Below are 13,683 nucleotides of genomic sequence, written 5' to 3'. Positions count from 1 at the left end.
AAATAACATCACTTATGTGATGTTTATATGCACCCATAGCGCAACTGGATAGAGTGTCTGACTACGAATCAGAAGGTTGCAGGTTCGACTCCTGCTGGGTGCATTTATCGGGAAGTAGCTCAGCTTGGTAGAGCACTTGGTTTGGGACCAAGGGGTCGCAGGTTCGAATCCTGTCTTCCCGATTTCAATATTTTATATTGAGTTTATGTTTTCGCGGTGTAGCTCAGCTGGCTAGAGCGTCCGGTTCATACCCGGGAGGTCGAGGGTTCGATTCCCCCTGCCGCGATTAACTTGGACCTTTAGCTCAGTTGGTTAGAGCAGACGGCTCATAACCGTCCGGTCGTAGGTTCGAGTCCTACAAGGTCCATTGTAGGTTTTCTACATTGGATTTTATTAGTTGAATATGGAGGATTACCCAAGTCTGGCTGAAGGGAACGGTCTTGAAAACCGTCAGGTGGGTCAAACCACGCAAGAGTTCGAATCTCTTATCCTCCTTTTTTATTATCGCGGGATGGAGCAGTCTGGTAGCTCGTCGGGCTCATAACCCGAAGGTCGTTGGTTCAAATCCGGCTCCCGCAATATTGGTTCATTGGTCTAGTTGGTTAGGACGCCTGCCTGTCACGCAGGAGACCACCGGTTCGAATCCGGTATGGACCGTAATGGCTCGGTAGCTCAGTCGGTAGAGCAAAGGATTGAAGCTCCTTGTGTCGGCGGTTCGATTCCGTCCCGCGCCATCAAATTTTAATATGCGGGTGTAGTTTAGTGGTAAAACCACAGCCTTCCAAGCTGTTGTCGCGAGTTCGATTCTCGTCACCCGCTTTATATGGGCCTATAGCTCAGCTGGTTTAGAGCGCACGCCTGATAAGCGTGAGGTCGATGGTTCGAGTCCATTTAGGCCCATCTATATGGAGAAATACTCAAGTGGCTGAAGAGGCGCCCCTGCTAAGGGTGTAGGTCGGTAACACGGCGCGAGGGTTCAAATCCCTCTTTCTCCGTATGGCCCGTTGGTCAAGTGGTTAAGACACCGCCCTTTCACGGCGGTAACATGGGTTCAAATCCCGTACGGGTCATTTTTATATTATCGCGGGATGGAGCAGTCTGGTAGCTCGTCGGGCTCATAACCCGAAGGTCGTTGGTTCAAATCCGGCTCCCGCAATATTGGTTCATTGGTCTAGTTGGTTAGGACGCCTGCCTGTCACGCAGGAGACCACCGGTTCGAATCCGGTATGGACCGTTTGTGACTATATTATTTAACCATCCAAAAGGATGGTTTTTTTATTTTATGGGATTTTATAACGTAATGAAGATATCATAAGAATATATTTTATTAGAGTTTTAAATATGTTAAACTTATAATCGTTACAAATCATTCCCGAAAGGATTCGTTTATTACGAAGATGCCTTGTAACCAAAATATATGAATTAATGGGGGAATTATACAAAATGACAGAAAAAAGATTATTTACTTCAGAATCTGTTTCTGAAGGACACCCAGATAAAATTGCCGATCAAATTAGTGATGCAATTTTAGATGCAATGCTAAAAGAAGATCCAAAAGCTCGTGTTGCAGTTGAAACTACTGTAACAACTGGGCTTGTAGTTGTTGTAGGTGAAGTATCAACTAGTGCGTATGTTGATATTCAAAAAGTAGTACGTCAAACTATTAAGGAAATCGGATATACTAATGGAAAATATGGTTTTGATGGTGATAATTGTGCCGTACTAACTGCAATTGATGAACAATCTTCTGATATTGCTCAAGGTGTAGATGAATCATTAGAAATTAAAGAAGGCCAAAGTGATCCGCTTGATCAAATTGGTGCGGGTGATCAAGGGATGATGTTTGGATATGCAATCGATGAAACACCTGAATTAATGCCGCTACCAATTGCTTTAAGTCATAGATTAACACGTAAACAAGCTGAATTACGTAAGAATGGAACTTTATCTTATTTAGGACCTGATGCAAAAGCTCAAGTAACAATGGAATATGATGAAGCTAATAAACCTGTGAGAGTAGATACTATCGTGTTATCAACTCAACATGATGATGGGGTTGAATTGGATGTAATTCGTGAAGATGTAATTAACAAAATTATTAATCAAGTAATTCCGAATGAATATCTAGATGAAGAGACAAAAATTTTCGTTAATCCAACAGGTCGTTTTGTTATCGGTGGCCCACAAGGGGATGCTGGTTTAACAGGACGTAAAATTATCGTTGATACTTATGGTGGCTTTGCTCATCATGGTGGTGGAGCTTTTTCAGGAAAAGATGCTACTAAAGTTGACCGTTCCGCTAGTTACGCTGCAAGATATGTTGCTAAGAACATTGTTGCAGCTGGAATTGCTTCTCAAGTAGAAATTCAACTCGCATATGCAATTGGGGTATCTCATCCGGTTTCAATTTCTGTTGATACTTTTGGAACAGCAAAAGTTTCTGATGATGCATTAATTGCTGCAATCCGTGAGGTATTTGATCTTAGACCAGCTGGAATTATTCAAATGCTCGACTTGCAACGTCCAATTTATAAGAAATCAGCTGCATATGGACATTTCGGTAGAACAGATGTTGACTTCCCATGGGAAAGAACTGATAAAGTAGAAGAGTTAAAATCAATATTGAAAGTAAACTAATTCTTGAATATTTAGAGATTATTTGATATTATCAAAGTTAATATTTAACGATGATGAGGAATAGTAGGGATTGAGAAATTTTCAGAGAGCGTATGGTGCTGAGAATACGTAATTTATTAATCTTGAACTCGCCTCGGAGTTTCTTATTGAAAATAATTATTAGTAAATAAGAGCGGTACTTGCGTTATAAAGTAAAGAGCTAGTATTTGATTACTAGAAGTTAGGTGGTACCGCGGTTTAATTCGTCCTATGTGAATGCTTATTTGCATTCGTATAGGATTTTTTTATTATATTGTGAAAGGAAATACTAAGATGGCATTTAATCATAAAGAAGTTGAAAAAAAATGGCAAAAATATTGGGAAGAAAATAAAACTTTCAAAACTGGAACAGATAAGGAAAAGAAAAACTTTTATGCGTTAGATATGTTCCCTTATCCATCAGGACAAGGACTACACGTTGGGCACCCTGAAGGATATACAGCAACAGATATCGTTTCTCGTATGAAACGGATGCAAGGGTATAATGTATTACATCCAATGGGATGGGATGCTTTTGGTTTACCTGCTGAACAATATGCTTTAAATACAGGAAATTCTCCAAGGGAATTTACAAAGAAAAATATTAACAATTTCCGTCGTCAAATTAAATCATTAGGTCTTTCTTATGACTGGGATCGTGAAGTTAATACTACAGATCCATCATACTACAAGTGGACACAATGGATTTTTGAACAACTCTATAAACGTGGTCTTGCATACGAAGCAGAAGTACCTGTTAACTGGAGTCCAGATTTAGGAACTGTTGTTGCTAATGAAGAAGTAATCGATGGTAAGACAGAACGTGGAGGTTTTCCAGTTATTCGCAAGCCAATGCGTCAATGGGTCTTAAAAATTACTGCTTATGCTGATCGTTTAATTGATGATTTAGAAGATTTAGATTGGCCAGAAGCAATTAAAGAACAACAACGTAATTGGATTGGCCGTTCAATTGGAGCTTCAATCCGTTTTGCAGTTGATGGAAAAAAAGACACAAGTATTGAAGTATTCTCAACTCGCCCAGATACAATTTTTGGTGCAAGTGCATTAGTCTTAGCTCCAGAACATGAGTTAGTTTCAGAATTAACAACCGCAGAAAATAAAGAAGCAGTTGATGCATATGTTAAAGAGGTATCACATAAATCTGATCTTGAACGTACAGATTTAGCTAAAACTAAATCAGGTGTATTTACAGGTAGTTATGTGATTAATCCTGTAAACAGTGAAAAAGTCCCTGTATGGATTGCTGATTATGTGTTAGCAACTTACGGAACAGGTGCAGTTATGGTTGTGCCTGCACATGATGACCGTGATTATGAATTTGCAACTAAATTTGGATTGGACATCGTACCAGTTATTGATGGTGGCGATATAACTAAAGAAGCATATACCGGAGATGGTATCCACATTAATTCTGACTTCTTGAATGGATTAGAAAAACAAGAAGCTATGGATAAGATGATTAAGTGGCTTGAAAATGAGGGATGCGGCGAAAAGAAAGTTAACTATCGCTTACGTGACTGGTTATTTTCTCGTCAAAGATATTGGGGTGAACCAATTCCTGTAATCCATTGGGAAGATGGCGAAACAACATTAGTTCCTGAAGAAGAATTGCCATTGATGCTTCCTAAAACAAATGATATCAAGCCTTCAGGAACAGGGGAAAGCCCATTAGCTAACTTAGATGATTGGGTAAATGTGGTTGATGAAAACGGTCGTAAAGGTAAACGTGAAACTAATACAATGCCACAATGGGCAGGTAGTTCATGGTACTTCTTACGTTACATTGATCCACATAATTCAGAAGCATTAGCTGATTATGAAAAATTAAAAGAATGGTTACCTACAGATCTATATGTCGGTGGGGCTGAACATGCCGTATTACACTTACTTTATGCTCGATTCTGGCATAAATTCTTATATGATATTGGAGTTGTTCCAACAAAAGAACCATTCCAAAAATTAGTTAACCAAGGGATGATTCTTGGTTCTAACCACGAAAAAATGTCTAAGTCTAAAGGTAATGTTGTTAACCCTGATGATATTGTAGAACAATATGGGGCAGATACATTAAGATTATATGAAATGTTTATGGGACCTTTAGATGCTTCAATTCCTTGGAGTGAAGAAGGTTTAAGTGGTGCTAATAAGTTTATCAATCGTATTTGGAACTTATTAATTGATGAAAATAATAACTTAAGAGATAGAGTTACAACGTTAAATGATGGTAAATTAGATAAAATTTACAACGAAACAGTTAAAAAAGTAACAGAAGACTTTGAAGAAATGCGCTTTAATACAGCTATTTCTCAAATGATGGTCTTTGTTAACAATGCAAATAAAGCTGATTCACTTCCTTTAGAATATGTTGAAGGTTTTGTTAAATTAATCGCTCCGGTTGTTCCACATATCGCAGAAGAATTATGGAATAAACTAGGGCATGAAGAAAGCATTACTTACGCAACATGGCCAACATTTGATGAAGCTAAGTTAGTCGAAGCAAATGTGGAAATTGTTGTACAAATTCTTGGCAAGGTACGTCAACACCTTACAATTAGCAAGGATACAACAAAAGAAGAAATGGAAAAATTAGCATTGGCTGATCCAAAGATTCAAGAATTACTTGAAGGAAAAGAAATTAAAAAGGTCATTGCTGTTCCAGGAAAACTAGTTAATATCGTTGCAATGTAATTGATAAAAGAGTTAGGAAAGAAGTTTCCTAGCTCTTTTTAATTTGGTAGGAATTGATTTTTGATATTAGTTGCTATAAAATATTACAAGAAAACTGAATATTTTGATTGGTTATCAAGAGTAAATAATCTTGATAAAAAATATCAGATTTTTACATTATTGAGATCGGAGTTTATAAACATGAAAGATGAACTTTCACGCGCGTTAACGCATCGCCACGTACAAATGATTGCAATTGGTGGTGCGATTGGAACAGGTTTATTTTTAGGATCTGGTTCAGCGATTCAAAAGGCGGGTCCCGCAATTATTATTGCGTACTTAATTGCAGGAATCTTTTGTTTCTTTATGATGAGAGCAATTGGAGAGTTAATCCTATCTGACTTGTCCAAAACTTCATTTATTGAATTTATCAAGCGATATATGGGGCGTAGTTGGGAATTTATAATTGGTTGGACTTATTGGCTTTGTTGGATGAGTTTAGCGATGGCTGATTTAACTGCGAGTGGGATATATTTGAAATACTGGTTTCCTAATTTACCTCAATGGGTAACCGCATTAGGAATTATCTTAATTTTATTAGTATTTAATTTATTAAGTGTTGGATTATTTGGTACTTTGGAATCATGGTTTTCAAGTATTAAAGTTGCAGCTATTATTGCATTAATCGCTACTGGGGTTATTTTATTGTTTGCTCATGCAAATGTGGGTGGTCGTGAAGTAACTATAAGTAATCTAGTAAATCATGGAGGCATATTACCTAAAGGTTTTAATGGATTTTTTGCCGCTTTTCCAATGGTAATCTTTGCATTCACAGGAATTGAAATGGTAGGATTAACTTCAGGAGAAACTGCTAACCCACAAAAAGACTTACCACAAGCTATTAATTCATTACCAATTAGAATTGGTTTATTCTACATTGGATCAATGTTTGTATTAATGTGTATCTATCCTTGGAATGAAATTGTTACTTCATCAAGTCCATTTGTACAAGTATTTGAAGGAATTGGAATTAAGTTTGCTGCTGGAATTATTAATTTCGTTGTTTTAACAGCAGCTTTATCTGCATGTAATAGTGCAATCTTTTCAACTAGTCGAACAACTTATGTTCTTTCAAAAGGAGGACATGCAAATGCTAAATTAAGTCAAACAAATAAGCGAAATGTTCCAGTTCACTCCCTTATCTTATCTTCATTGGTATTATTTATTGCAGTAATTTTAAACTATGCTTTACCAGCAACTGTTTTTGAGATTATTTCAGGGGTGGCAACAGTTAGTTTTGTATTTGTATGGATTGCTTTAGTGTGGTGCCACTACAAGTATCGTCAATTGAATCCTCAAAAAAATAGCACATTCAAGATGCCACTATACCCATTTAGTAACTTCTTGACCATTCTATTTTTTATTGGAGTTCTAATTTTATTAGCATTTAGCAAGAGTACCTTGACATCATTAGAATTTTCTATTGTTTGGTTTGTGGGATTAGCTTTAATTTATTTTGTATTTAATAAAAATAAAAGTAATAAATAGTGATAAAAGAGTTGAGTAAAGTTACTCAATTCTTTTTTATTTGTAAGTTTTCAAGAAAATTTGCAGCGATTTCAGAAATGTTTTAAAATAAAGGAATTGAGTAAATTTGGAAGTAGGAAGATACAAATGAACGAAGAAACTAAAAGTGGAATTATTCAAAATTCTACTCAGAAAAATGATAATCATAATCAGGAGAATAATTCTAAATCTGAGATGCTAAAAGGCTCTGCTTGGATGACAGCCGGTAGTATCTTTTCGCGAATTTTAGGGGCAATTTACATTATTCCTTGGGCAATTTGGTTTGGAAATAATTATCTTCAAGCCAATGCATTATTTACTAAAGGATATAATGTATATGCAATTTTCTTAATGATTTCAACTGCTGGAATACCATCTGCGGTAGGAAAACAAGTAGCACACTACAATTCTCTAAATGAATATGGAGTTGGAAGACAGCTTTTTAAGAAAAGTTTAGTTGTAATGTTTGGTTTTGGTTTAATGAGTGCGATAATTCTGTGGGGAATCTCGCCTTTAATATCTCAAGGTGATACTAGATTAATTCCAGTGTACCGTTCATTGGCATTAACGTTGTTATTAATTCCAGTAATGAGTTTGACACGCGGATTTTTCCAAGGCTATCTAGATATGGAGCCATTTGCGATTTCTCAATTTGTTGAACAGCTTGCTCGAATTATCTTTATGTTAGCCTCAGCATATTTTATTTTAAATGTGCAACATGGATCTTATAAAACTGCGGTTGTTTATTCAACATTTGCTGCTTTTATTGGGGCAGTTGCTGGGTTATTAGTATTAGTTTACTATTTCTTCAAAAGAAGAAGTAAGTTAAATTCATTATTAGCTAGCAGCAATAATGAATTAGAAGTAAAAGATGGTAAATTAATTAAAGAAATCATCTATCAATCAATCCCATTTATTTTAATAACTTCTACAACAACAATATATAACTTACTTGATCAATATACCTTCCCAGATGTTATGTCATTATTTACTAACTTAAGTATGGCAAAAATTAATGAATTGTATGCATTATTTGCTGGGAATGCTAATAAATTAATTATGATTTCAATTTCAATTGCAGCTTCAATGGCAGATACTGCAATTCCTCTTTTATCAAAGGCGATAACAAAAGGAAATAAAAAAGATGTTGCAACGGCAATTATAGATGCCCTTGAATTATTTTTCTTTATTATGTTGCCAGCTTCATTAGGGATGGCGGCAGTTGCAAAACCATTATATATTTTATTTTATCCATATGATTATACTGGGATATATGTCTTAGCTTTCTCAGCATATATTGCATTATTTATTGGATTATTTATGGTTTTAGGAGCCTTGTTGCAAGGAATTTATCAAAATAAAGTTGCGATAAAATATGCATTTTATGGTGTAGTTGTTAAATTTATTATTCAAATGCCATTGATTATAATGTTAGGCGTTTATGGCCCATTAGCTTCAACGGCAATTGGTTTAACTGTAAGTAATATTTTATGTTTTAGATTCTTATATTATAAATATGATTTACAAGTTAATGAACTTCAAAAAAATGTTAATTTAATGATGATTTATAGCATGATTATGTTTGTGATTGTTTTAATCCTTTCATTTGGTTTAAGTCATTTTATGAATGTTCATAGTAAGTTCCAAGCATTGATTATTTTAGCAATTACTGCAGGATTAGGTGGATATGTATATGCATACCTAACACTAAAATCTAGATTAATTGATGACGTACTTGGTGAAAGTAAATCAGATGGTTTACGTCGAATATTAAGGGTGAAATAGATGCGATTAGATAAATTTATCAGTACTTATACTCAATTAACTCGATCCCAAGCTAAAAAGGATTTAAAAAAAGGGTTAATCAGGGTTAATGGAATTGTTCAAACTGATAGCAAATTTAAAGTAAATCTCAGCGATGATCAAGTTCAATATCAAGGAGAAAAAATAATTGTAAAAGATAATTTTTACTATATTTTAAATAAACCCAAGGGTGTTGTTACTGCTAATTCTGATAAACTATACCGGACGGTTATGGATTTGATAGCTAAAGAAGATTTTAGAGATGATTTGTTTGCTGTTGGAAGATTAGATAAGGACACGACAGGAATTTTAATAATTACGAATAACGGAAAATTTGCCCATAATATTCTCGCACCTAATAAACACGTATCTAAAACCTATCAAGCATTGGTTACAGGAGAAATTACTAAAGAAGAGACCCTTCTTTTTAAACAAGGAATTACTCTTAAAGATGGAACAAAATTGAAACCGGCTGAATTAGTGATTGAAAGTTATGATGAGATAAAAGATGTATCCAATGTAAAAATTGTTATATCAGAAGGTAAATATCATCAAATTAAACGTATGTTTGGTGCGTTAGGGCAAAGAGTCTTAGAGTTACATCGGTTAAAAATTGGTGAGTTGACGTTACCAAGTACTTTGAAATCTGGAGAATATCAGGAAGTAGATGTTGCTACACTAGAAAAATATTTTCCAAATACAATGTAGGAGCATGTTTCAATGGAAAATTTAGATTTAATTCATCATATTGCAATCATTGGTACTGATTATGAAAAAATGTATGATTTTTATGTTAATAAATTAGGTTTTAAATTAATTGATTACCATGAAAGAAAAGATGACATTTTATTTAATGTCGGTTGTGGAAATTTAGTTTTAGAAATATTTATTAAACCTAATGCCCCCAAAAGGCCGCACTTACCAATTCCTGAAAATCAAGGGCTACGGCATTTAGCTTTTAAAGTAAATGATGTAGCTGCAATGTTAGCAGAATTTGATAGCTTAAATATTAAGCATGAAGAATTGCGCTATGACGATTTTAATCAAAGAAAAATGGCATTTTTCTTTGATCCTAGTGGACAACCATTAGAAATTCATGAATAAATTTTAAAATAGGGTTACTGTTACAGTAATTCTATTTTTTGTAATTTCTTTTAAATGATATTTAAGTGAACCTATGTTATAATTTTTGTAAATATTTTTAGGGGAGTGATTAAATGGTAAATGAGTATCCACAAGTTATGACCATAGCAGGATCAGATTCAGATGGATCTGCAGGGATGCAAGCTGACATGAATACATTTTTATCACATAAAGTTTATGGAATGTCAGTTCTAACAGCTTGTGTTGCTGGAAATTCATATGGGATTCATGCAAGTGTGGGATTACCACAAGAATTTATCATGAAGCAATTTGAAGTTTTAGCTGATGATTTTAAAATTAAAGCGGCTAAAACAGGGATGCTTGGAGATACAGCAACAATTAATACAGTAGTTGCAGCATATAAGAAATATGATTTTGGTCCATTGGTAGTTGATCCAGTAATTATTACGAAACATGGAAATATGTTACTTGAAGAGGATGCTTATCAAACTTTAAGAACAGAATTAATACCATTAGCAACAGTATTAACACCCAATTATTATGAAGCACAAAAATTGGCTGAAATGCAACTAAATTCAAAATCAGATGTTAAATCAGCAGCTAAAAAATTACAAAAAATGGGTGCTAAAAATATCATAATTAAAGGAAAACATGAACCAGGACAAACAGATGTTTTCGATTATGTATTACTAGAAAATGGAAAAGATTTTTGGTTAGATCATCCTTATTATCAAACAACCCATTTTAATGGAACTGGGGACACTTTATCAGCTGCAATTGCTGCTCATTTAGCAACTGGTAAGTCAATGGAAGATGCAATTAAATTAGCACAAAAATACACGTATGAAGCTTTAGTAAATGAAATTGAAGTTGGACATAAGTTTGGACCAATTAATCATTTTATTTAGTGAAGTTATAACTTAAATAAACAGTAATAAAAGACTTGATAATTTCGTTTTATAAACGTGATTATCAAGTCTTTTTAAATAGATTAAAATCTAGAAGTTATTCAAATTTTTTCATTACTGCAGGAATCTGAGAAATTAATTTGGTTGGAAGAACCACATAATTTTCTTTAGCTAATTCTTGGGCAACATATGTATGGAAATAAACGGCTGCATCGATAATTTCGTTCAAATTATGATTTTTATTAAATTGAGCAATAAAACCACCTAAAATCCCTGCGAGGGTATCACCCATACCACCAGTTGCCATGTAAGGACCACCAATCTCTAAAGTGCTGATTAACCTATTTTTGTGGAAAATTTCTGTATGGTATTTTTTCAGGATAACTGTAGCGTTAAGAAACGCTTGGATTTTTTGAGAAGTTGAAGTTGTTTGTTCTGGAATTAAAATGTGACTTAAACGTTGCCATTCCATTTGATGTGGCGTATAAATTATTTGCGCAGCACTTGTAGTTGCTAATTCTTTCAAATGGGTATTTTGAGAAATTATTGTAATTGCAGATCCGTCAATAATACAAGTATGTCTGCTTCTGAGATTTGTTAAACAAACTTGGACAATTTCCTGGGCGCGAATATCATCTCCCAAACCAGGCCCTAAAATAATAACGTCAGCACTTGCAATACTGTCACTAAGGGCAATTTTATCAAAATAATTAACAAACATCGCTTCAGGAACGCGAGCGTGAAGAGCAGTTAGGTTTTCTTTGTTGGTTGCACAAGTAACAAGTCCGGCGCCGCTTGAAACGCTTGCTGCAGTCGCCATAATAATAGCGCCCCCATAATTTATGTTTCCGCCAATGGTTAAGACACGTCCAAAATCACCTTTGTGAGATTGAAGGGGCCTTGGTTGAATAATTTTTGTTAGAATTTTATCTGAAATAATCATAAAATACCACCTTGTAACTTTTATTCTAGTATAAATCTTTTAGAAGAAAGATACTAGATATGGTAAAATTAAAAGAAATAATAATTTTTGAAGGGATTGTTTTTATGACGATTGATTGGAAAAAAGAAGTCGAAGCTAGAAAAGATGATTTCTTAGCAGATTTACAAAGAATGTTAAAAATTGAAAGTGTACGTGATGAATCTATAGCAACTGCTGATGCACCACTTGGACCTGGTCCAAAAGCTGCTTTAGATGAATTTTTAACTATTGCTGAAAAAGATGGTTTTAAAACTGAAGAATTTGATGGTTTAGCAGGACATATTGAGTTTGGTGATGGTAAAGAAGATTTAGGAATTTTAGCCCATGTTGATGTTATGCCAGCTGGTAAAGGATGGGAAACAAATCCGTTTGAACCAACAATTAAAGATGGCCGCATCTATGCTCGTGGTGCCTCTGATGATAAAGGACCAAGTATGGCGGCATACTATGGATTAAAAATTATCAAAGAATTAGGATTACCCGTAAGTAAGAAAGTTAGATTTATTTTAGGTACTGATGAAGAAAGTAGTTGGCGTGGAATGACACATTACTTTGAAAAATTACCAAAGCCAACTATTGGATTTTCTCCTGATGCAATGTTCCCAATTATCAATGGTGAAAAAGGGAACTTCACGATGGAAGTTAAATTTCCAAAAGTAGCATCTACAAAATTAGTAAGCTTTACTTCTGGGTTACGTGATAATATGGTTCCAGGGGATGCTAAAGCTATTCTTGAAGGCGTTTCTTTAAATGAGATTAAAGAAGCATTTGCTAAATTTGTTGCAGCAAATGAGCTTGATGGCCAAGTAACAGCTAATGATGATCAAGTGGAAGTATATTTAGTTGGTAAAGCTGCCCATGCTCAAGAACCAAGAAATGGATTAAATGCGGGAACATTCTTGGCCCAATTCTTAATGCCATTTATGGAAGATGATGAAGCCTTAAGATTCTTAACATTTGCTGGTCAAAAATTACATTTAGATTCACGAATGAACAATTTTGAATTAGCCTTTACTGATGACGTAATGGGTGACTTAACAATGAACGCCGGAATTTTCAACTTTGATAGTAATGGTGGTTCAATTACATTGAATTTCCGTTATCCAAAAGGTATTGAAGACAAAGTAATCTTTGATGCAGTAAGTAAAGTTGCAAAAGAATTTGGCGCAGATGATTTTGTTAAAGGAAAAGCAATGGTACCGCACTATGTTTCTCCAGATGATGAGTTAGTTCAAACATTATTGAAAGTATATTCAAAACAAACTGGTCAAGAAGCAAAAGGCCGAGTTGTTGGTGGTGGAACATACGGACGTTTACTTGAACGTGGGGTAGCATTTGGAGCCCAATTCCCAGGAGCTGTAGACACTATGCACCAAGCAAATGAATATATGGAATTAGAAGATTTATATCGTTCTATTGAAATTTACGCTGAAGCAATTTACGAATTAATTAAATAAATAGTAAAAAGAGACTGAAATATCAAATTTCAGTCTCTTTTTACTATTTTTTGGGAAAGCTAATAGCAGTACCATAACCATGTAAAAGCATGTATTTAGGGCCAACAGAAACGCGAACAATTTGAGGTTCAAAACGAACATCAATAACACCATCTGCCCCCAAGTCACTCGCAGCAACTTCCAATTTTTGTTGAACCTGTTTGTATAAAATATCAAATTGATCCACTTCGTCGATTTCTTCAGCTTTTAAGGTTTTTTTGACTGTAGCATTAACAATTCCTTTTAAAATGTATGATTGATTTAAGTTAGTTGTTGATAAAAACATATAATCACCTTCGTTATTTTGTCATATATCTACATAATAGCATATTAAAAATCAAAAAAATTAAAAAAAATAATAATTTTTTTTGCGTTAAAAATTATACTGATTGTATATTTATCGAAAGTTTAAAAAATAACTATAAATATATTGTTTTATAATACATAAGAAATTACTAATATATAAATTAGGAAGTTAACA

At 34.3% G+C, this 13,683-nt stretch carries 10 protein-coding genes, 14 tRNA genes, 1 riboswitch and 1 other annotated feature; of the genes, 22 read left to right on the top strand and 2 right to left on the bottom strand.

Annotation, left to right across the window (positions count from 1 at the left end):
• Positions 1–29 precede the first annotated feature (29 nt).
• The 21 genes from JCM14209_RS07510 to thiD all read left to right on the top strand — a co-directional run bounded on the left by JCM14209_RS07510 (position 30) and on the right by thiD (position 10,724).
• A tRNA-Arg gene (locus JCM14209_RS07510) sits at positions 30–103 on the top strand.
• A 5-nt stretch (positions 104–108) separates the two neighbouring features.
• Positions 109–182, top strand: a tRNA-Pro gene (locus tag JCM14209_RS07505).
• A 30-nt stretch (positions 183–212) separates the two neighbouring features.
• Positions 213–286 (top strand) — tRNA-Met (locus JCM14209_RS07500).
• Positions 287–293: 7 nt separating this feature from the next.
• Positions 294–367 (top strand) — tRNA-Ile (locus JCM14209_RS07495).
• A 38-nt stretch (positions 368–405) separates the two neighbouring features.
• Positions 406–495, top strand: a tRNA-Ser gene (locus JCM14209_RS07490).
• A 10-nt stretch (positions 496–505) separates the two neighbouring features.
• Positions 506–579, top strand: a tRNA-Met gene (locus JCM14209_RS07485).
• A 4-nt stretch (positions 580–583) separates the two neighbouring features.
• Positions 584–657 (top strand) — tRNA-Asp (locus JCM14209_RS07480).
• A 4-nt stretch (positions 658–661) separates the two neighbouring features.
• Positions 662–734: transfer RNA gene (locus JCM14209_RS07475), tRNA-Phe, on the top strand.
• Positions 735–748: 14 nt separating this feature from the next.
• Positions 749–819, top strand: a tRNA-Gly gene (locus JCM14209_RS07470).
• 6 nt (positions 820–825) lie between these two features.
• Positions 826–900: transfer RNA gene (locus JCM14209_RS07465), tRNA-Ile, on the top strand.
• A 7-nt stretch (positions 901–907) separates the two neighbouring features.
• Positions 908–995, top strand: a tRNA-Ser gene (locus JCM14209_RS07460).
• Between the two features lie 3 nt (positions 996–998).
• Positions 999–1,070, top strand: a tRNA-Glu gene (locus JCM14209_RS07455).
• Between the two features lie 12 nt (positions 1,071–1,082).
• Positions 1,083–1,156: transfer RNA gene (locus JCM14209_RS07450), tRNA-Met, on the top strand.
• Positions 1,157–1,160: 4 nt separating this feature from the next.
• Positions 1,161–1,234, top strand: a tRNA-Asp gene (locus tag JCM14209_RS07445).
• Positions 1,235–1,354: 120 nt separating this feature from the next.
• A riboswitch (SMK box riboswitch) is annotated at positions 1,355–1,446 on the top strand.
• Entirely contained in the window at positions 1,444–2,637 is a 1,194-nt protein-coding gene (gene metK, locus JCM14209_RS07440) for a methionine adenosyltransferase (RefSeq protein ID WP_025022870.1), read from the top strand. It overlaps the preceding riboswitch by 3 nt.
• A 41-nt stretch (positions 2,638–2,678) precedes the next feature.
• Positions 2,679–2,890: a binding site (T-box leader), on the top strand.
• Positions 2,891–2,949: 59 nt separating this feature from the next.
• Complete coding sequence (gene leuS, locus JCM14209_RS07435) at positions 2,950–5,364, top strand: leucine--tRNA ligase (RefSeq protein WP_025022869.1); 2,415 nt, start codon at positions 2,950–2,952, stop codon at positions 5,362–5,364.
• 180 nt (positions 5,365–5,544) lie between these two features.
• Positions 5,545–6,891 (top strand): amino acid permease, encoded by a 1,347-nt coding sequence (locus tag JCM14209_RS07430; RefSeq protein ID WP_025022868.1) that lies wholly within the window; start codon positions 5,545–5,547, stop codon positions 6,889–6,891.
• 126 nt (positions 6,892–7,017) lie between these two features.
• On the top strand, positions 7,018–8,694 hold the full coding sequence (locus tag JCM14209_RS07425) for a putative polysaccharide biosynthesis protein (RefSeq protein WP_025022867.1): 1,677 nt from the start codon (positions 7,018–7,020) through the stop codon (positions 8,692–8,694).
• A complete protein-coding gene (locus JCM14209_RS07420) occupies positions 8,695–9,420 on the top strand; it encodes a 16S rRNA pseudouridine(516) synthase (RefSeq protein ID WP_025022866.1) in 726 nt (241 codons plus the stop codon).
• Positions 9,421–9,432: 12 nt separating this feature from the next.
• Positions 9,433–9,816, top strand: coding sequence for a VOC family protein (locus tag JCM14209_RS07415; protein ID WP_025022865.1), 384 nt, complete (start codon positions 9,433–9,435; stop codon positions 9,814–9,816).
• Positions 9,817–9,929: 113 nt separating this feature from the next.
• Positions 9,930–10,724, top strand: a complete 795-nt coding sequence (gene thiD / locus JCM14209_RS07410; protein ID WP_025022864.1) for a bifunctional hydroxymethylpyrimidine kinase/phosphomethylpyrimidine kinase — start codon at positions 9,930–9,932, stop codon at positions 10,722–10,724.
• 97 nt (positions 10,725–10,821) lie between these two features.
• Here thiD and JCM14209_RS07405 read toward each other — a convergent pair whose 3' ends face one another.
• Positions 10,822–11,667, bottom strand: a complete 846-nt coding sequence (locus JCM14209_RS07405; protein WP_025022863.1) for an NAD(P)H-hydrate dehydratase — start codon at positions 11,665–11,667, stop codon at positions 10,822–10,824.
• 104 nt (positions 11,668–11,771) lie between these two features.
• Between JCM14209_RS07405 and pepV the strand changes: the two genes are divergently transcribed.
• A complete protein-coding gene (gene pepV / locus JCM14209_RS07400; protein ID WP_025022862.1) occupies positions 11,772–13,163 on the top strand; it encodes a dipeptidase PepV in 1,392 nt (463 codons plus the stop codon).
• 43 nt (positions 13,164–13,206) lie between these two features.
• Here pepV and JCM14209_RS07395 read toward each other — a convergent pair whose 3' ends face one another.
• Positions 13,207–13,488, bottom strand: a complete 282-nt coding sequence (locus JCM14209_RS07395; RefSeq protein WP_025022861.1) for a hypothetical protein — start codon at positions 13,486–13,488, stop codon at positions 13,207–13,209.
• Positions 13,489–13,683 lie beyond the last annotated feature (195 nt).

The organism is Ligilactobacillus hayakitensis DSM 18933 = JCM 14209 (assembly GCF_000615845.1).
GTDB lineage: Bacteria > Bacillota > Bacilli > Lactobacillales > Lactobacillaceae > Ligilactobacillus > Ligilactobacillus hayakitensis.
Note: the sequence above shows the minus strand (reverse complement) of the source record. Positions and strands in the feature narration are given on the sequence as shown.